Below are 17832 nucleotides of genomic sequence, written 5' to 3'. Positions count from 1 at the left end.
CGCGCATTATGGCACAGATCCCCCGAAAGTTTTAGCAGGAACTGTGATCGGGGCCCATTGCAACGGGGACCCGGTGGCGAAAAAGGCATCGTTCACCTGAGGGGAGGGAAAGGAGAGGCGAGGGGGAGGCCCGGAATAAGAAAAGCCGGCACTGGGCCGGCTTGGGGGAGTCAGACAAGCTTAGTGGGCGGAGGCGCCGGAGGCACCGAGCCCGGTCTGGGAGCGGACGAATTGCGGGAAGAACTTCGCATGCTCGTCGGAGGCGTTCTGGGACTTGTCGGTGACCGAGAAGAACCAGATCCCGATGAAGGCCAGCGCCATGGAGAAGAGCGCCGGGTATTCGTAGGGGAAGATCGCCTGGGCATGGCCCAGTACCTTCACCCACACGGTCGGGCCCAGGATCATCAGGGTCACGGCGCTGATGAGGCCCAGCCAGCCACCATAGACGGCGCCGCGGGTGGTGAGGCGGGACCAGAACATGGAGAGGAAGAGCACCGGGAAGTTGCAGCTCGCCGCGATGGAGAAGGCCAGGCCCACCATGAAGGCGATGTTCTGCTTCTCGAACAGTATGCCCAGACCGATGGCCACCACTCCCAGCACCAGCGTGGTCATCTTGGAGACGCGCAGCTCGTCGGCTTCGTTGGCCTTGCCTTCCTTGATGACGCAGGCATAGAGGTCGTGGGAGACCGCAGAGGCGCCAGCCAGGGTCAGCCCGGCGACCACGGCGAGTATGGTGGCGAAGGCCACGGCAGAGATGAAGCCGAGGAACAGGCTGCCACCCACGGCGTCGGCCAGATGGACGGCCGCCATGTTGGTGCCCCCCAGCAGGGCGCCGGTGGCGTCCTTGAAGTCCGGGTTGGTGCTGACCAGCAGGATGGCACCGAAGCCGATGATGAAGGTCAGGATGTAGAAGTAGCCGATGAAGCCGGTGGCATAGAACACCGATTTACGGGCTTCCTTGGCGTCGCTCACGGTGAAGAAGCGCATCAGGATATGGGGCAGACCGGCGGTGCCGAACATCAGGGCCAGTCCAAGGGAGATGGCGGAGATGGGGTCGGCGACCAGGCCACCCGGGCTCATGATGGCGGCGCCATTGGCATGGACCTTGACCGCTTCGCTGAACAGGGCGCCGATGTCGAAGTTGACGGACTTCATCACCATGATAGCCATGAAGGAGGCGCCGGAGAGCAGCATGACCGCCTTGATGATCTGCACCCAGGTGGTGGCCAGCATGCCGCCGAACAGCACGTAGAGCACCATCAGGATGCCGACCAGCACCACGGCCACATGGTATTGCAGGCCGAACAGCAGCTCGATGAGCTTGCCGGCACCCACCATCTGGGCGATGAGGTAGAGGGCGACCACCACCAGGGAGCCGCTGGCGGAGAGGCTGCGCACCGAGGTCTGCTTGAGGCGGTAGGAGGCCACGTCGGCGAAGGTGTACTTGCCGAGGTTGCGCAGCCGCTCCGCGATCAGGAACAGTATGATGGGCCAGCCCACCAGGAAGCCGATGGAGTAGATGAGGCCGTCATAGCCCGAGGTGTAGACCAGGGCGGAGATGCCGAGGAAGGAGGCGGCGGACATGTAGTCGCCGGCGATGGCCAGACCGTTCTGGAAGCCGGTGATGCGCCCGCCGGCGGCATAGTAGTCGGAGGCCGAGCGGTTGCGCTTGGAGGCCCAGTAGGTGATGAAGAGGGTGGCGGCCACGAAGGCCACGAACATCACGATGGCCGAGATGTTGAGGGGCTGGCGTTGCACCTCGCCGGTCAGCGCATCGGCCGCCAGCAGGGGGGTGGACAACAGGCTGCCGAGCAGCAGCAGAGACTTGCCTTTCATGATTGCACTCCCTTGAGGATCTTCTGGTTCAGCTCGTCAAACTCGCTGTTGGCCCGGAATACATAGACGCCGGTGAGCACGAAGGAGGCGACGATGAGGCCCACGCCAACCGGGATGCCGCGGGTGATGCTGGAGCCGTCGCTGAGCGGGGTGCCAAGCCAGCCCGGGGCGAAGGCGATGAGCAGGATGAACGCCAGGTAGAGCCCCAGCATCAGGATGGAGAGGGTCCAGGCGAAGCGCTGGCGTTTGCTGACCAGCTCCTGGAAGTTGGGATCTTGCTGGATCCTCAGATAGCGTTGCTGTTCCATTGCAGTTCTCCGTGACGGTTGTGTCAGCTGTGATTGAAGGGTGTCCCTACCGAGCAGGAGACCTGCTCATGTAAGCAAAATGTGAATTAAATGTTATTTTCGGGCAATTAGACTTTGGGATAAGCCAGCGGGCCGCCCTGATGCAGGCGCAGGAAGATGAGGGCGGCGGCGGTGGCGTCACTCAGGGCGTCGTGAAGGGGCAGGGGCGGCAGCCCCAGATGCTGGCAGATGGCGGCCAGATGCAGGTCGATGACGGCGTCGGGATAGCGCCGAAAGAGCTGATCGTGATAGAGCCGGCTCACCTCTATGCCACGCTGGGGCAGGCGCAGCCCCCAGAGCCGCTGGCAGGCCAGATTGAGGATCCGCAAGTCATAGGCGATGTGATAGCCCACCAGTTCGCGGGGCCCGATGAAGGCTAGCAGCAGACGCAGCGCGGCTTCCAGCGCCATTCCTTGCTGCAGATCCTGATGGCGCAGGCCGTGGATCACCACGGAGTGCGCGCTCAGGCTGGCCGGTGGCTGCACCCTGATGTTGAGGGCCTCGCCGATCAGCACCCGGTTGCCCTGGATGCGCACCGCCCCGATGGAGACGATCTCCGCCTTGGCGGGATCCAGGCTGGTGGTCTCGAAATCCAGCGCCACCCACTCCTCCTCGGGGGGGGTCGCAAAGAGCGGGGAAAACTCCCCGTCCCGGAAGGCTCTACCCAGCCAATGACGTTGCCAGCGGCGCCACATGCCTATTGCCTAAGACGAAAGTGCAAGGTGAGCCACTGCTGGAACTTCTTCACCTGATGCAGGGCATGGCGCAGCAGATCCCTCTCCCCGTGCGCGAGTTCGCCAACCTGTACCCGGCTGTCCCCATCCTTGAGCTGGCTGCGCAGCCGCAGCCGCACAAACAGCCGGAAGGCTTCCGCCAGGTTGGCGCCATAGTCGGGGCTGAGGCGCCCCGCGGCCACCAGGGCGTCGATCCGTCCCAGGGTCGAGGTCTCCAGCACTTCTGCCTCCAGGGCCAGCACCCGCAGGCCGTGCACCAGGGGGAAGAGGCCGCCGCGCTTGAGATCCAGCCCCTCGGGGGCCTGCTCCAGCCGGCCAAAGAGGGTGAGGGGGGTGTGAAAGGCGACCGCCGCCCTGGCCATCTCCGCCAGCAGATCCGGCCGGTCGGCCAGGCACTTTCTCAGGTGGCGGGCGAGGGGGGCGAGCAGAGGACGATCCCCCATGATGGCCTGGGCATCGGCCAGGGTGGCGAGCCACAGCAGATCGGCCTCGCTGGCGCGCACACAGGCCTGCTCTATCTCATCCTGCCACTGGCGGGCCCCCTTGACCCACTCCGGGTTGCTGACCATCACCTTCCCCGGGCAGGGGGGGTAGCCGAGGCGCGCGAGCAGGGCGCTGAAGGCGGCCAGATCGGCCTGCCGATCTGGCCAATGCAGGCCATCCGGCAGGATCAGGGCGTTGTCCTGATCGGTCTTCTGGATCTGCTCGCCGCGCCCCTCAGAGCCCAACATCAGCAGGCACACCTGCTCCTGCACCTCGGGGGGGATCACCAGGGCGAAGGCCTTGGCGATCAACTGCTCGTTGATGGTGGCGATGAGCTTCATCAGAAACAGGGTATGGATCCCCTGGGCAAACAGGGTGCGGATGAGTTGCTGCTGCTCCCGGGCCACCGCCTCCAGGGCCCCCTGGCTGTCCGCCCGGGCGATGCGCAGGGTCAGCACATGGGAGTGGGCGGAGAAGAGCCCCAGCACCTGGGTCAGGTGCAGCACTCCCGCCACCTCCTGCCCCTGCCAGATGACCAGCCGCTTGATGCGGTGACGGGTCATCAGCAGCAGGGCATCGAACAGATAGCTGCCTTGCGTCAGGCCGATCAGCGGCGCCGGGGTAAGCACCGCCAGGGTTGCCGTCAGGGGCAGCCCCTTGAGGGTCAGGGCGTGGAGCAGGGTCTTGCGGGTGGCCAGGCTCAGGCTGCCGTCGGCGGCCGGGTAGAGCAGGCAATCGGTGCCCCTGCTGGCCATGGCTTCGCTGGCGGCCAGCAGGCTGGTCTGGCTGTCGAGCTGCAGGGGCGGCTGCAGGTGGCTGGGGTCGATGCGGGTCAGGATGAACTCCGCCAGGTTCTGTTGCCCGAGCTGGCCGCGGCGCTCCTGCTCTCGCTGACGCTCGGCCAGGGTGGCGGTGAAATAGTGTGCGAAGGCGGGGTGCGCGTCGCACAGTCCCTGGAAGGTGTCGCGGGGGATCAGCTGGCAGAGGGTGTCCTCCAGGGCGCTGAAGCGATGACGGCAGCGGCCGTCGAACTGGGCGCGCACGTCGAACATGTCCCCCACGCCATAGTCGCCGAAGGGCTGGTGGGGCGCCGACTCCTCCACTGCGCCCTTGATGACGAGGTAGAGGCCGGCGGGCTCATCCCCCGGCTGTTGCACCGTCTGGCCGGCGCGGAAGTAGCAGATGCTGAGGCGCTGGCCGAGTCGTTCACGGGCCGCCTCGCCCAGGCAGTCAAAGGGCGGACGGGCAAAATCGAACAGGAGTGACATGACAATTCTCGGCCTGTGGGCATGGGGCCAGTCTGGCAAAGGGGCCAGGGCGGGGCCAGCCGACTTTAGTCGCAGAGCCGGGCTGGCCTCCCTGTACCTGCCGATAACACTCTGGTAACGTTGTGGTATGACCAGTGTCGGCACAAGGAAGAGGAAGGAAATGGACAAGCCAAGGATCAGATGCGAGATCCGGGACGGCATCGCCGAGGTGATGCTGACCCGGGGGGACAAGCTCAATGCCCTGGACAGGGCCATGTTCGGCGCCATCGACGAGACGCTGACGCAGCTCGCGCAGCACAAGGGGCTGCGGGCGGTGATCCTGCACGGCGAGGGGCGGGCGTTCTGCGCCGGGCTGGATGTGAAATCCATGCTGAGGCAGCCAGTGGCGGCCCTCGATATTCTCAAGCGCGAGGCGGATGAGGCGACCAACCTGGCCCAGCGGGTCGCCTATGGCTGGCACCAGTTGCCGGTGCCTGTGATAGCCGTGACCCAGGGGGTCTGTTTCGGCGGCGGCCTGCAGATAGCGCTCGGGGCCGATTTTCGCTTCAGCACCCCGGATTGCCGCTTCTCGGTGATGGAGATCAAGTGGGGCATCATCCCCGACATGAGTGGCAGCGTCACCCTGCGCAATCTGATGGGGGTGGACACCGCCATGGAGCTGGCCATGAGCGGCCGCGAGCTGGATGCCCAGGAGGCGCGGGCGCTCGGGCTGGTGAGCCGGGTCTGCGAGGATCCCCTCGACGCGGCGCGGGAGTTCGCCAGGACCCTGATCACCAAGTCGCCGGATGCACTGGCGGGGATCAAGCAGCTCTACCATCAGGCCTGGGCCCGCAGCGACGAGCTGATGCTAAAAGAGGAGACCCGGCTGCAGAAGCAGATCCTGGGGCGCCCCAACCAGTGGCGGGCAACCCTCAACAGCCTGTTTCGCTGGCGCCTGCCGTTCGGACCGCGCCGCAACGCGCTCTAAGCCGTCGCCCCTCAAGAGAGCACAAATGAAAATGGCAGCCGAAGCTGCCATTTTGCATTGTGCCGTCTGATCACTTGGCAACGGAATCCGCATCCGGCTCGAACGGGTGACCAGATTGTTCCTGCTCCAGGTTTTGCTCGGAGCGACGGCCCGTCCAGTAGTCGGCGTTCTTGATGCCGAGTTTCTCCGGGTGGAACACGGGATCCAGCCCCAGGGCCTTTTGGGCCTCATAGTCCTTCAGGCAGGCGAAGGCGGGCTTTTGCAGCAGCAGGATGGCACCGATGTTGAGCCAGGCCATCAGGCCGACCCCGATGTCACCCAGACCCCAGGCCAGATCGGCGGTCTTGACGGTGCCGTAGACGGTGGAGGCCATCAGGGCCAGCTTCAGCAGGAAGGTGAGCCAGGGGCGGTTAATCTTGCGGTTGATGTAGGCGATGTTGGTCTCGGCGATGTAGTAGTAGGCCACTATGGTGGTGAACGCGAAGAAGAACAGGGCGATGGCGACGAAGTAGTTGCCAAAGCCGGGCATCATGCTCTCCATGGCGGTCTGCACATAACCGGGGCCGGCCGCGATGCCGGCGATGCCGGTATAGATGGCGGCACCGTCCGGACCCTGTACGTTATAAAGCCCGGTGATCAGCAGCATAAAGCCGGTGGCGGAGCAGACGAACAGGGTGTCGATGTAGACGGAGAACGCCTGCACCAGGCCCTGTTTGGCAGGATGGCTCACCGCGGCGGCGGAGGAGGCGTGCGGGCCCGTGCCCTGTGCCGCTTCGTTGGAGTAGACGCCACGCTTGACGCCCCACATGATGGCCAGGCCCAGAATGGCACCGAAACCGGCTTCCATCCCGAAGGCGCTCTTCCAGATCAGCAGGATGACGCCAGGCAGCTGGCCGATGTTGAGGGCGATGATGACGCAGGCGACGATGATGTAGCCGAGCGCCATGAAGGGCACCACAGTACTGGCGAAGCTGGCGATGCGTTTCACGCCGCCGAAGATGATGAAGCCGAGCAGCAGCGCCAGACCGGCGGCGGTGACGTTCGGGTCGATGTCAAAGGCGGTCTGCAGACTGGAGCCGATGGAGTTCGCTTGCACCCCAGGCAGCAGCACGCCGCAGGCGAAGATGGTGGCGATGGCGAAGGTCCAGGCGTACCACTTCATGCCGAGCCCTTTCTCGATGTAGAAGGCCGGGCCGCCGCGGTACTCGCCGTTGATCTTCTCCTTGTAGACCTGGCCCAGGGTGGACTCCACGAAGGCGGAGCTGGCGCCGAGGAAGGCGACCATCCACATCCAGAACAGGGCGCCCGGGCCCCCGAAGGTGATGGCGGTGGCGACGCCGGCGATGTTGCCGGTACCGACCCGGCCGGCCAGGGTCATGGCCAGCGCCTGGAAGGAGGAGACGCCCGCATCCGTGCTCTTGCCATCAAACATCAGGCGCACCATCTCCTTGATGTGGCGCAGTTGCAGGAAACGGCTGCGCAGGGAGAAGTAGAGGCCCACCCCCAGGCACAGGTAGATGAGCGCTGGGCTCCAAATCACGCCATTGATGGCATTGACGATCTCATTCATGTACAACAACTCCTTTGTTGCGCTGTCTTGGCGAGGTCTGTGCCTCGCTCCCTTAACATTGAAATATGTGGTGACCAAGAGGGTCACTCAGTATTGTGCGGGACTTTCGACTGGTTAGTCCGCGGGTTTTAACATATCGGTTTGTATCGGCCCTTCCTAGTGAAAAGTGTTGTCACTTTGTTAATTTGTGAATTGACATTAACAAATGGCGTATGGAACTGGACAAGATTCGGAACTTACCCATCAGGTGCATCTTTTCCAGATCCAGGGGCCCGCAGGGCACAGTGCAAATAGGAGGCCAGGAGTGACAATGAGAGAAAATGATTGCACCATTCGTCTCGCCGAGCGGGGGGATGGCGCCCTGTTGTCGGCGCTGTTCGCCCAACTGGGCTATCCGACCCCGGGGAAGGAGGTGGACGGACGGCTGGCCGAGCCGGATCCGGCTCGGGAGGTGCTGGTGGCCCTCCATCATGGGGAGATGGTCGGGGTGCTGGTATGGCATCGGCTGCAACCCATGCACCTTGCACCAGCCTGGGGCCTGATCTCGGCGCTGGTTATCGATGAAGGTGCAAGGGGCGGCGGCGTGGGTGCCCTGCTGCTGGCGGCGGCCGAGGCGCGGGCGCAGGCCTTGGGTTGCAGCCAGCTGGAGCTCTCCAGCAGCCTCAAGCGCGAGGGGGCTCACCGCTTCTACCTGGCGCAAGGGTATGGCGAGCGGCCGAAACGGTTCGTGAAATTATTCTGATGTGGCATGAGGAGTCTGTGTGTTCTGGTCCAGGTTGAAAGCGGTATTCGGTCTTGCATCCCCCGGGGAGCGTCATGCCCCCGAGGCGCTGGAGTGGCAGCAGGCCCTGGCGGCCGTGCCCATCTTGCAGGGCTTCTCCCACGATGAAGAGCAGCAGCTGATCGAACTGGCCCGCCACTTCCTCTCCCGCAAGACGCTGACCCAGATCGGGGTCGAGCTCACCCCCCGTCAGCAGGGAGTGCTGGCCCTGCAGGCTGTGCTGCCCATACTGCATCTTGGGCTGGAGTGGTATCGCGGCTTTCACGAGGTGATCATCATCCCCGAACCCGTCACCCGCCGCCAGGAGGTGCAGGACGAGTTCGGGCTGGTGAGCGAGTTTGAAGAGGAGAACGCCGGCGAGTCCTGGCCCCAGGGGCCCCTGGTGCTGGCTTGGAGCGAGTTGCAGCAGGATGGGGACTGGGATGGTTTCAACCTGGTGATCCACGAGCTGGCGCACAAGCTCGACATGCTGGGGGGGGATGCCGACGGCGGGCCGCCACTCCCGAGCGGCATGGATCAGCGGCAATGGACCCAGGCACTGCAGGGCGCGTTCGATGAGATGAATGCCGCGCTGGCCAGGGGAGAGGTGACCCAGATAGACCCCTATGCCGCCACCCATCCCGCCGAGTTCTTCGCGGTGTGCAGCGAGAGCTTCTTCACCGAGCCCCTGCGTCTGAGGGCCGTCTATCCCGCCGTCTACGAGCAGCTCGCCCGCTTCTATGGTCAGCAGCCTGCCGCCCGCTTCCCGGCTACCCGATGGCTGGCAGGGGATGGCGAGCTGCACAGCTGACGGGCTCTATGCCTAGGCGACAGAAAAACAAAAGGCACCCGAGGGTGCCTTTTGCATGGGCGCGGCAGATTATGCGGCAGCCTTGAGCTGGACTGCGGCGGCTTTCTTGTGATCGCCGATGGGCAGCACGGTACGGCCGAACTGCTCGTTGATCACGGTGGCCATGGCCAGGTAGATGGCGCTGGCGCCGCAGATGATCCCTTCGAAACCGGCGATGGTGCCGATCAGGGTGCTGCCGGTGAAGTCACGGGCGGCCAGCAGGAAGAAGAGCACGGTCAGGGAGGCGAACACGAACTGCTTCACGCGCGGGAAGTTGACGGTGCCGACCAGCATGAAGAGGGTGAACATGCCCCACATCAGCAGATACCAGCCCATGTAGGCGTGGGGAGTGGCTTCGGCCAGACCCATGGTCGGCATCACCAGCAGGAACACCAGGCTCCACCAGAAGGTGCCGTAGGAGATGAAGGCGGTGACACCGAAGGTGTTGCCACGCTTGAACTCCATGATGCCGGCGATGATCTGGGCCAGACCGCCATAGCACAGGCCCATGGCCAGGATCATGGCGCTGATGGGGAAGAAACCTGCGTTATGGATGTTCAGCAGAATGGTGGTCATACCGAAACCCATCAGACCCAGAGGGGCAGGGTTGGCCAATTTTTCGCTCACGTGGCGTTCTCCAAAAATAGAGGTGGGGGTTGATAAAAGACGCGCGATTTTAGGCAGGCTCTCGGCCCTGAGCAAGGGGGTGAGGAGGCTAAATGGTAAAAAAATGACAGGAAATTTTAAGTGACCAACCATTCGTGCCATTCAGGTAGACGACAGGTGAATGGATAACGTTTTCAATGTTGCTTTTTTGTATGAAAGGCTCCCGAAATGAAAGCGGGCAACGAAAGGCGTGTCTGCGGCTATGACCGGGTTGCGGGCCCACCGCGCGTTGGAACAAGCGATGTCGGGTTGAAAATTCACCTCATATGCCATCAGACAAGAAGTGTTCAGCGCCACTTGATCAACTGGAATCCTCTGCTGATTGACGGCACAGCCCCGCCGCCAGGCAGGGGGGGCTCGGGGTCAGGCATGACCGCCCTCGGGGCCGGGCAGGGGGGTGGTGCTGGTCCCGAGCCAGGAGATCGGCCAGCAAAGCCGGGAAGCCTCCTTCAGGAAGCACGGGTACAGGAAGGCGAGCATATCAGCCGCCAACCGGCCTGAGGGGGAAGTGCAGGTTCACGGAGGTGCGCCTGGAAGCTGGCCTGTGCGGGAGCGCCGGATTTTCCACCCTCTCGGGCTGGTGCCCGGTCACAAGGGATAGTGCAGGGCCAGGGGCCTGCGGTTAGCAAGAAAGCAAGCAAAGCGGCGAGCAGAGAAGGGAGCAGAGAAGGGAGCAAAAAGAGGGGCCGAGGGCGCGAGCCAGAGGGGGGAAATCCCCCCTTCCCGGGGCCATCATTGCGGCTCAGTTGTCCAGGGTGAGGACCACCTTGGCCTCCTTGTCGCTCTCCTTGACCTGGCTGTCGAGCACGAACAGGCGATCCGGCGTGATGCCCTGGGTATCCACCAGGTACTCCTTGGTGTTCTGGGCCCGGCGCATGGCGAGGTTGCGCAGGGACTTGGCGGTGATCAGCTGCTGGTCCCGCAGCAGGATCACCGCCTGGGTGCGCAGGGCCGGGCTCTGGACCGGGAGCGCCAGGCGATCGGCTAGGGTGCCGAGATCTTCTTTGAACTTGGCCTCATAGGCCTCGGCCAGGGCACTCTGCAGGGCGGGATCCTGCTCCAGCAGGGCGAGATCCACCGGGTTGCCGGTGATCTTGGCCAGCACCCGCTCCAGCTTCTGGCGCTGCAGTATGGGGCGCTCCTCGTTGAAGTTGACCTTGCCGCGGATGTTCATGCTGAGCCTGGGCCTGTCTTTGAGGGCCTGAGCCAGGGTGGTCAGCTTGTTCTGCTGGCTCGGGGTGAGGGCGGGATCGCCGGGCAGGAAGGGGAGCTCATCGAGATCCTTGGTGCCCCCTGTCAGGGACGCCAGCAGGGAGAAGGGGGAGGTGATGGCCTTGCTCAAGGTGTTGCCGAGCACGTCCCAGAAGATGTTGCCCAGGCTGAAATCCGGCTGATCTAGGTTGCCTTTCACCTTGAGGTTCATCTTGATGACGCCGCTGGCGTCGCTCAGCAGGGCGATGGCGAGCCCCAGCGGCAGATCCCTGGCCTGCTCGCTTTTGACCTTCTCGCCGAGTTGCAGCTTCTTGATGGTGATGTCGTTGTCCCCCTCCAGCCGGTTGCCCTGCAACTTGTAGTTGAGCTTCATGGAGAGCTGCCCCTTGTCGATGGCGTAGCCGGCATAGGTGCTGGAGTAGGGGGTGAAGGTGGTGAGCTCCAGGTTGTTGAAGGCCACGGCGACGTCGAGCACGGGATCCTCGATCAGCAGGTTGGCGCCCCCCTTGATGGTCACCGGGGCGTATCTGTCCACCTTGCCGTTGAAGTCGAGCTCGGAGCGCTGCCCCGGGACATTGGTGATGTGGCGGCTCTGGCCCGCGAGGGAGGCGATGTCCACCACGAACTCCGGGCTCAGGCTGCGATCGGCGAAACGCAGGTTGCCCTGGGTGGTGCGGACCTGGTCGATGAGGATGTGCGGTGCGGGCGCGCTCTGCTTGCTGGCCGGTTGCGGCAGCAGCAACTGCTGGACGTTGGTGACACCCTCCTCATTGATCTCGATGCGGGCGAAGGGTTTGCTCAGCAGGATGTCGGCTATCTTCAACTGCTGGCTGATGCCGTCATAGTGCAGCCCGCTCAGTTGTAGCTTCTCTATCTGCAGCAGTCGCTGGTTGTCGGCCCGATCCAGCACGTTGAGCCCCTCGATGTCGAGCCCGCCGCTCAGCGCCAGCTTGCTGAGGGCCCCCTTGTCATCGGTGGCAAAGTCCAGCCGGGTGCGACTGGCGAGCCGGCCGTCCCGCACGCTGACGCGCAGCAGATCCTGCAGGTAGGGCTGGGCCAGGGTGAGCGGCAGGCCCTGCTGCTTGAGGGTGCCGTTCAGGGCGAAGGGGCCAAGATCCAGGGTGCCATCAAAGGCCAATGTCGCCTGGGGAGGGAGTGTGCCGGTCAGGGTGAGGGGGCTACTCTGGCCGGGCTGGCTGCCGAGGGGGCCCAGGGTGAGCTCCAATCCCGAGAGCTCCCGCAGCAGGGGCTTGCCGCTGCTGGACTCGGTCAGCTTGAGCGCCCCCTGGCTGATGCGGGCCTCTCTGAGCTGCCAGCGCCAGGGCTTGCTCGCTGTCGGCTGTTTGGCCGCCGCTGTGGCGCCGGGCGGCGAGATCAGCAGCGCGGCCAAGTCCAGTTGCTGCTTCTCATCGAGCACGGCGGTGACGGCGGGGGCCTTGAGGGTGGCGGCATCCAGCTCAAGGCTCTGCTTGCTGCCATCGACCCGGATCCCGGTCAGGGCCAGCTGGTTGAAGCGGGCAAATTCGCCGCCCTTTGCCCTCTTGAGCTGCCAGTTGACCAGGGTCAGCCTGCCCTTGGCGATCTGCCATGCCAGCCCCTGCTTGCCGGATGTGAGCCGGTACGCCAGCTCGGCGCTGGCCTCGCCCCTGGCCAGGGTGGCCTTGACATAGGGGGCCCAGAGCGGGGAGAAGGGGGCGAGGGCGACCTTGCCGAGGCTGAGCTGCCCCTTGCCGGCCCCTGTCATGATGTCGAATTCACCGTCGGCCTTGAGGGGGCTCTTCTCATTGAGGGTCGCACTCAGCCGATAGCGGTTGAGGGCCGCTGGCGCGCTGGAAAAATCGGGCAGCTGCAGGGCTATCTTGCCGAGGGTGAGAGGCGGCAGCCAGCTCGGGCTGCGCTGCTTGCGGCTATCGCGGTAGTGGAATTGCCCCTGGACCAGGGCCAGCTTGCCGATGCTCACCACCAGGGGCTCGCCGGTCGATGGCGCTGGCTCCCTGGTCTGCAGGGCGTCGAGCAGGGGGGTCAGGGCCTCGGTCAGGTTGAAACTGGCCTCTCCCTTGTTATCCGCCAGGCGCACCAGGCTCACCTTGGGGGTGGTCAGGGTCAGCTCCTCCAGTACCAGGGCTCTCTGGCGCCAGCTCGCTTTCAAGGCGGGAATGACCTTCAGCTCTTCGAACGACAGCAGGGGCTGCTGCCGCTCATCGAGCAGGGCGCTGGGCCCCAGCACGAGGGAGGGGGAGCGCAGCCCGACCTCTATCTTTCCCAGGGTGAGCTGCAGCCCATAATGGGTGGCGAGCCAGCCCGGCAGGTGGCGCTGGATGAGGTTGGGGGCTTGCCAGAGCAAGATGGTGACGCAGATGAGCAAGAGCGCGACAAGATAGAGGGCGTAACGCAACAGGCGAGCGGGCAGAGGCTTGAGCATGATGGTCTCCATTGGATGCGCACATGGTAGCAATTAATCGCCGTTCGATCATGGTATGGCTCTCGGGCTGCGCCTTACTCTGTCCGGGTTAGCTGAATTATCGAGCAAGGCTCGGCCTCCCGCGCCAGGTCGGGACTCTTTTTGGCCGAGGGGCCTTGCTGTTCGGGATGGGGGGAGATTGAGCCGTCGGCAGCCTTTCGCGCCAACTCGGGTGGGCGGCGCAGGCCAGCGGGGTGTGCGGCGCCAGGCCTTGAGAGCAGGGGATCCTTGTCAGGGCCATGACGTCATTCGGGGGCGAGCGCCCCCCAGCGCCCGTCAATCCGCGTCTGTCTTCAAGCCGCCGAGGGAGTGGATGCAGCGCTGCTCGGCGGCATCGAGCTCTGCCATCACCATCTGGATGTCTTCGAGCTGCTGGCGCAGGGAGTGGCGCCGCGCTTCTATGAGCTGGATCATGGAGTGCAGCTGCATCCGGCTCGAGCGGTCGGTGTCATACATGTCGAACAGCTCGCGGATCTCCGCCAGGCTGAAGCCGAGCCGCTTGCCACGCAGGGTCAGTTTCAGGCGGATCCTGTCCTTGTGGCTGTAGATGCGGGTCTGCCCCTCCCGGGCCGGGGTGATCAGCCCCTCGTCCTCGTAGTAGCGGATGGTGCGCGGGGTGATGTCGAACTCCTGAGCCAGCTCGGAGATGCTGTAGGTTCTCTCCTTGCCGCAGAAACTGCCGCCTCTCATGGCCTGATCCTGCATGGGTCAACCTCCTGACATGACGACATGCTGCCGCTCTTCTTCCCGGCGGGGGCGCTTTCAGGGGTCATGGCACTCTCCTTGTGCTATCTCATCGAGTCCTGGTTGCAGCTCTCTGGCCCTGGCGTGGAGCGCCTGCCCGACCCGAGAGCCGTTGGGGCGGCCGAGCTGCTCGCTCACCCACTGGCCGGTGGCGGCCAGCCTGTCGAGGTTCACCCCTGTGCTCATGCCAAGGCCGTGCAGCAGGTAGACCACCTCCTCCGAGGCGACGTTGCCGGAGGCCCCGGGGGCATAGGGGCAGCCACCCAGCCCCGCCACCGAGCAGTCTATGGTGCGGATGCCGCGCTCGAGCGCCGGCAGCAGGTTGGCGAGCCCCTGGCCATAGGTGTCGTGAAAGTGCACCGCGAGCCGGCCGGCCGGGACTTCGTGCAGCACCGCATCCAGCATGGGGGCTACGGTGCCCGGGGTGCCTGTCCCTATGGTGTCGCCGAGGGAGATCTCGTGGCAGCCGAGATCCAGCAGCCGCTCGGCCAGGGCGGCGACCCGTTTCGGGCGGGTCGGGCCGTCATAGGGACAGGCGATGACGGTGGACAGGTAGCCCCTCACCTTGATGCCGAGGCGGCGTGCCTCCGTCACCAGAGGGGCGAAGCGGATCAGTGACTCTTCGACGCCGATGCCGATGTTGGCGCGGGTGAAGCCGTCTGAGCAGGCGGTGAAGAGGCCTATCTCGTCGACCCTGGCCTGGATTGCGGCCTGCAAGCCCTGCAAGTTGGGCACCAGGGCGCCGTAGCGGGTCGCTCCCTTGCGGGGCAGCGCCTTGAACAGTTCGGCGGAGTCCGCCATCTGCGGCACTCGCTTCGGGGAGACGAAGGCCCCCACCTCGATCCGTTGCAGGCCGCTCTCGGCGAGACGGTTGATCAATGTCAGCCGCTGCGCCAGCGACAACAGGCGGGGTTCGTTCTGCAGCCCATCCCGGGGCCCCACCTCCACCAGGCTGACCCTGTCGACGGGGGTGCCATGCTCCTTGCTCATGCTGCACCTCCTTCGGCGTTCTCTGCGCTCGGGTCGGTAAAGTGCACCAGCACGGCGCCCTGGCTCACCTGCTCCCCCTGGCGGCAGGAGAGGGCGGTGATCACCCCCTCCTTGTCTGCTTTCAAGACGTGTTCCATCTTCATCGCCTCCAGTACCAGCAGGGGCTGCCCCTTGCCGACGGGTTGCCCGACCTCGACCAGCAGCGCCACCACGATGCCGTGCATGGGGGCCACGGCGCCCTGGGCCCCGTCGTGATCATGATGCGGCCTGTGGCGCCGATCATCGGCGGCGAAGGGAATGCGCTGGCCATCGAGGTGCAGCACGAAGGCGCCCTCTGCCGCCGGGGTGACGGGGCAGCGCACCCAGCGGCCCGCCCGCTGCAGGCGGACAAAATCAGTGCCGAGCTCATAGGGGCAGGTTTCCCCCTGCCATGTGAGCCGACCGGCGCGCTCGGTCAGGGTCAGCACCCGGGCCTCCTCGCCGATCCGTACCGCCGCCGTCAGGCTCCTGCTCTCGCCCAGCCGAAAACCGGGGGCCTGCTGCCAGGGGGAGGGGCCGGTGCGACTGGCGAGCCAGAGGGTGGCCAGCGGCCAGGCGAGGTCCGGTATGGCCAGCGTTTCGGTCGGAATGGGCCACTGGGTGTGGTGCACCATGGCCAGCACCTCCGGCTCCTCGCACAGACGCAGCAGCAGCGGGCCATTGTGCACCAGGGGGCCGAGACTCAGGGCCGCCAGGGCATCGGCCAGCCTGGCGAAGGCCTCGGCGCGGCTCTGACCGTGGGCGATCAGCTTGGCGATCATGGGATCGTAATAGGGGCTCACCTCATCGCCGGCGGCGACCCCGGTGTCGATGCGTACCCCCTGTGGCCAGTGGAGCCACTGGATGGGGCCGCTGGCGGGCAAGAAGCCTGCCCCGACGTCCTCGGCGTAGAGGCGCGCCTCCACCGCATGGCCGCCCAGCACCACCTCCTCCTGGGTGAGGGGCAGCGGCTGGCCCTCGGCGACCGCCAGCTGCCAGGCCACCAGATCCTGGCCGGTGACGGCCTCGGTGACCGGGTGCTCCACCTGCAGCCGGGTGTTCATCTCCATGAAGAAGAACTCGTCCCCGCACAGCAGAAACTCTATGGTGCCGGCCCCCACATAGTCGATGGCCCGGGCGGCGGCCACGGCGGCCTCGCCCATGGCGCGGCGCAGCGCCGGGGCTATGTTGGGGGCGGGGGCCTCTTCGATCACCTTCTGGTGGCGGCGCTGCAAGGAGCAGTCCCTGTCCCCCAGGTAGATGGCATGGCCCAGGGTATCGGCGAAGATCTGCACCTCCACATGGCGGGCGCGGGGGAGGTAGCGCTCGAGCAGCACCCTGTCATCCCCGAAGGCGGCCAGGGCCTCCCGTTTCACCGCCGCCAGGGCGGCGTCAAACTCGTCTATCTGCTCGACCCGGCGCATCCCCTTGCCGCCGCCGCCGCTGGCGGCCTTGATAAGAAGCGGGAAGCCGACCTGGTGCGCCTGATCACGCAGCAAGGCCTGCGTCTGATCCGCGCCGTGATAGCCGGGCAGCACGGGCACGCCGGCCGCCTGCATCAGTGCCTTGGCGCCGGATTTGTCCCCCATGGCGAGGATGGCGGCGCCGCTCGGGCCGATGAAGCGCAAGCCCCGCTGTTCGCAGGCGTTGGCAAAGTCGCTGTTCTCCGACAGAAAACCGTAGCCGGGGTGCACGGCGTCGGCCCCGGCCTCGCGGGCCATTGTCAGCACCCTGGCGGCGTCGAGGTAGCTCTCCCGCGCCGGGGCTGGCCCCAGGTGCCAGGCCTCGTCGGCTTCCCGCACGTGCATGGCGCGGGCGTCGGCGTCCGAGTAGAGGGCTATGGTGTGAATGCCGAGGCGGCGGGCGGTCCGGATGATACGTACCGCGATCTCGCCTCTATTGGCGATCAGCAGGCGTTTGATGGGAGCCTGATGTGTCATGTCTGCTCCTCGTCCGTCAAGGCACACTCGTTCATGAAGAGATTGAGAGGCGAAAAGCGTTGATCCGCATCCCGGTTATCCTCGCCGCGGTTGGCGATCAGCAGGCGTTTGATGGGCTGGTATTGAGTCATGTCTCATCCTTGAAACGGGGGCGCCAGCTGGGGGGGCGCTTGTCGAAGAAGGCCTGCATCCCCTCCTGGGCTTCGAGTCCGACCCGTACCCGGGCTATGGTCTCGACGGTTATCTCTTCGTGTTGATGGCCGGGCTGGTGCTCGATGGCGGCCAGCAGCCGCTTGGTCTCCTTCATCGCCTCCGGGCCGTTGCGGCACAGACGCATGCCCAAGGCCCGGCCCTCCAAGAGCAGGTGCTCCGGTGCACAGAGCCGGTGCGCCACGTTGAGGCGGCAGGCGGTGATGGCATCGAAGGGCTCGGCGCTCAGCATGTAGCGGCGGGCCTGGCGCATCCCCATGGCACGCACCACATAGGGGCTGATCACCGCAGGCACCAGCCCCAGGCTCACTTCTGAGAGGCAGAAGCGGGCGTCCTCGCTGGCCAGCACTATGTCACAAGCACAGAGGAGGCCGAGCGCTCCGCCATAGGCCGCCCCCTGCACCAGGGCCACGGTGGGGAAGGGCAGCTCGTCCAGGGCTTGCATCAGCCTAGCCAGCGCCCGGGCATCCTCCCGGTTCTTTTCAAACGAACTGGGATCGAAGTCGCCCTGAAGCTGGTTACGCATCCAGTTGAGATCGGCGCCGGCGCAAAAGTGCCTGCCCTCTGCCCGCAGCAGCAGGACATGGGGGCGTTCGGCCAGGGGCTGGCCGTGGCGATGGGCAAGATCCCCCAGGTAATCGAGCAGCTCCTGCATCAGATCGGCATCGAGGGCGTTGTGGCGGGCGGGGCGTGCCAGCACCAGCTCAACCAGCGGACCGTGGCGCTCAAGCCGGCAGCCGGCCAGGGGGTCATTGCACAGTGGATCGGACATGTCG

Annotated in this window: 15 protein-coding genes; 3 read left to right on the top strand and 12 right to left on the bottom strand. The window is 65.2% G+C overall.

Annotated elements, in window-relative coordinates:
• Positions 1–180: 180 nt before the first annotated feature.
• From HB860_RS07995 to HB860_RS07980, 4 genes are all read right to left on the bottom strand, one after another.
• Positions 181–1836 carry a cation acetate symporter gene (locus tag HB860_RS07995; protein WP_202045411.1) on the bottom strand — a complete coding sequence of 552 codons (1656 nt, stop codon included), beginning with the start codon at positions 1834–1836 and terminating at the stop codon, positions 181–183.
• Positions 1833–2144: a DUF485 domain-containing protein gene (locus tag HB860_RS07990; RefSeq protein WP_247626287.1), complete on the bottom strand. Its 312-nt coding sequence runs from the start codon at positions 2142–2144 to the stop codon at positions 1833–1835. Before HB860_RS07990 ends, HB860_RS07995 begins: the two co-directional genes overlap by 4 nt.
• Before the next feature lie 107 nt (positions 2145–2251).
• A complete protein-coding gene (locus HB860_RS07985) occupies positions 2252–2878 on the bottom strand; it encodes a 3'-5' exonuclease (protein WP_247626286.1) in 627 nt (208 codons plus the stop codon).
• Positions 2879–2880: 2 nt separating this feature from the next.
• Positions 2881–4668, bottom strand: a complete 1788-nt coding sequence (locus HB860_RS07980; RefSeq protein ID WP_247626285.1) for a putative nucleotidyltransferase substrate binding domain-containing protein — start codon at positions 4666–4668, stop codon at positions 2881–2883.
• Between the two features lie 160 nt (positions 4669–4828).
• Here HB860_RS07980 and HB860_RS07975 point away from each other — a divergent pair, with 160 nt between their 5' ends.
• Positions 4829–5635: a crotonase/enoyl-CoA hydratase family protein gene (locus HB860_RS07975; RefSeq protein ID WP_247626284.1), complete on the top strand. Its 807-nt coding sequence runs from the start codon at positions 4829–4831 to the stop codon at positions 5633–5635.
• 70 nt (positions 5636–5705) lie between these two features.
• Here the strand turns inward: HB860_RS07975 and HB860_RS07970 are convergent, their stop codons facing one another.
• The gene (locus tag HB860_RS07970) at positions 5706–7205 is read right to left on the bottom strand and encodes an alanine/glycine:cation symporter family protein (protein WP_247626283.1); all 1500 of its coding nucleotides are present in this window, start codon (positions 7203–7205) and stop codon (positions 5706–5708) included.
• A gap of 310 nt (positions 7206–7515) precedes the next feature.
• Here HB860_RS07970 and HB860_RS07965 point away from each other — a divergent pair, with 310 nt between their 5' ends.
• Both HB860_RS07965 and HB860_RS07960 read left to right on the top strand, forming a co-directional pair.
• Positions 7516–7947 (top strand): GNAT family N-acetyltransferase, encoded by a 432-nt coding sequence (locus HB860_RS07965; protein WP_247626282.1) that lies wholly within the window; start codon positions 7516–7518, stop codon positions 7945–7947.
• A gap of 19 nt (positions 7948–7966) precedes the next feature.
• Positions 7967–8776, top strand: a complete 810-nt coding sequence (locus HB860_RS07960; protein ID WP_247626281.1) for a zinc-dependent peptidase — start codon at positions 7967–7969, stop codon at positions 8774–8776.
• 69 nt (positions 8777–8845) lie between these two features.
• Here the strand turns inward: HB860_RS07960 and HB860_RS07955 are convergent, their stop codons facing one another.
• The 7 genes from HB860_RS07955 to HB860_RS07930 all read right to left on the bottom strand — a co-directional run bounded on the left by HB860_RS07955 (position 8846) and on the right by HB860_RS07930 (position 17828).
• Complete coding sequence (locus tag HB860_RS07955) at positions 8846–9442, bottom strand: acetate uptake transporter (RefSeq protein WP_005315399.1); 597 nt, start codon at positions 9440–9442, stop codon at positions 8846–8848.
• Between the two features lie 781 nt (positions 9443–10223).
• Positions 10224–13127, bottom strand: a complete 2904-nt coding sequence (locus HB860_RS07950) for a DUF748 domain-containing protein (RefSeq protein ID WP_432612673.1) — start codon at positions 13125–13127, stop codon at positions 10224–10226.
• 303 nt (positions 13128–13430) lie between these two features.
• Positions 13431–13844, bottom strand: a complete 414-nt coding sequence (locus HB860_RS07945) for a MerR family transcriptional regulator (RefSeq protein WP_139439381.1) — start codon at positions 13842–13844, stop codon at positions 13431–13433.
• A gap of 72 nt (positions 13845–13916) precedes the next feature.
• Complete coding sequence (locus HB860_RS07940; protein WP_202045421.1) at positions 13917–14888, bottom strand: hydroxymethylglutaryl-CoA lyase; 972 nt, start codon at positions 14886–14888, stop codon at positions 13917–13919.
• Complete coding sequence (locus HB860_RS07935) at positions 14885–16846, bottom strand: acetyl/propionyl/methylcrotonyl-CoA carboxylase subunit alpha (protein WP_247626279.1); 1962 nt, start codon at positions 16844–16846, stop codon at positions 14885–14887. Before HB860_RS07935 ends, HB860_RS07940 begins: the two co-directional genes overlap by 4 nt.
• Positions 16843–16977 carry a hypothetical protein gene (locus tag HB860_RS22170; RefSeq protein WP_269091827.1) on the bottom strand — a complete coding sequence of 45 codons (135 nt, stop codon included), beginning with the start codon at positions 16975–16977 and terminating at the stop codon, positions 16843–16845. Before HB860_RS22170 ends, HB860_RS07935 begins: the two co-directional genes overlap by 4 nt.
• Positions 16974–17828, bottom strand: a complete 855-nt coding sequence (locus HB860_RS07930) for an enoyl-CoA hydratase-related protein (protein ID WP_247626278.1) — start codon at positions 17826–17828, stop codon at positions 16974–16976. The genes HB860_RS22170 and HB860_RS07930 overlap by 4 nt, the downstream gene beginning before the upstream one ends.
• Positions 17829–17832 lie beyond the last annotated feature (4 nt).

The organism is Aeromonas genomosp. paramedia (genome assembly GCF_023093515.1).
GTDB lineage: Bacteria > Pseudomonadota > Gammaproteobacteria > Enterobacterales > Aeromonadaceae > Aeromonas.
The sequence above is the reverse complement of the archived record's forward strand: the minus strand, read 5'-3'. Positions and strand labels throughout refer to the sequence as shown.

Excerpts from the sequence above, each read along its gene's own strand:
- HB860_RS07995 (WP_202045411.1), bottom strand. The coding sequence starts at position 1,836 with ATGAAAGGCAAGTCTCTGCTGCTGCTCGGCAGCCTGTTGTCCACCCCC.
- HB860_RS07990 (WP_247626287.1), bottom strand. The coding sequence starts at position 2,144 with ATGGAACAGCAACGCTATCTGAGGATCCAGCAAGATCCCAACTTCCAG.
- HB860_RS07985 (WP_247626286.1), bottom strand. The coding sequence starts at position 2,878 with ATGTGGCGCCGCTGGCAACGTCATTGGCTGGGTAGAGCCTTCCGGGAC.
- HB860_RS07980 (WP_247626285.1), bottom strand. The coding sequence starts at position 4,668 with ATGTCACTCCTGTTCGATTTTGCCCGTCCGCCCTTTGACTGCCTGGGC.
- HB860_RS07975 (WP_247626284.1), top strand. The coding sequence starts at position 4,829 with ATGGACAAGCCAAGGATCAGATGCGAGATCCGGGACGGCATCGCCGAG.
- HB860_RS07970 (WP_247626283.1), bottom strand. The coding sequence starts at position 7,205 with ATGAATGAGATCGTCAATGCCATCAATGGCGTGATTTGGAGCCCAGCG.
- HB860_RS07965 (WP_247626282.1), top strand. The coding sequence starts at position 7,516 with ATGAGAGAAAATGATTGCACCATTCGTCTCGCCGAGCGGGGGGATGGC.
- HB860_RS07950 (WP_432612673.1), bottom strand. The coding sequence starts at position 13,127 with ATGGAGACCATCATGCTCAAGCCTCTGCCCGCTCGCCTGTTGCGTTAC.
- HB860_RS07945 (WP_139439381.1), bottom strand. The coding sequence starts at position 13,844 with ATGAGAGGCGGCAGTTTCTGCGGCAAGGAGAGAACCTACAGCATCTCC.
- HB860_RS07940 (WP_202045421.1), bottom strand. The coding sequence starts at position 14,888 with ATGAGCAAGGAGCATGGCACCCCCGTCGACAGGGTCAGCCTGGTGGAG.
- HB860_RS07935 (WP_247626279.1), bottom strand. The coding sequence starts at position 16,846 with ATGACACATCAGGCTCCCATCAAACGCCTGCTGATCGCCAATAGAGGC.
- HB860_RS22170 (WP_269091827.1), bottom strand. The coding sequence starts at position 16,977 with ATGACTCAATACCAGCCCATCAAACGCCTGCTGATCGCCAACCGCGGC.
- HB860_RS07930 (WP_247626278.1), bottom strand. The coding sequence starts at position 17,828 with ATGTCCGATCCACTGTGCAATGACCCCCTGGCCGGCTGCCGGCTTGAG.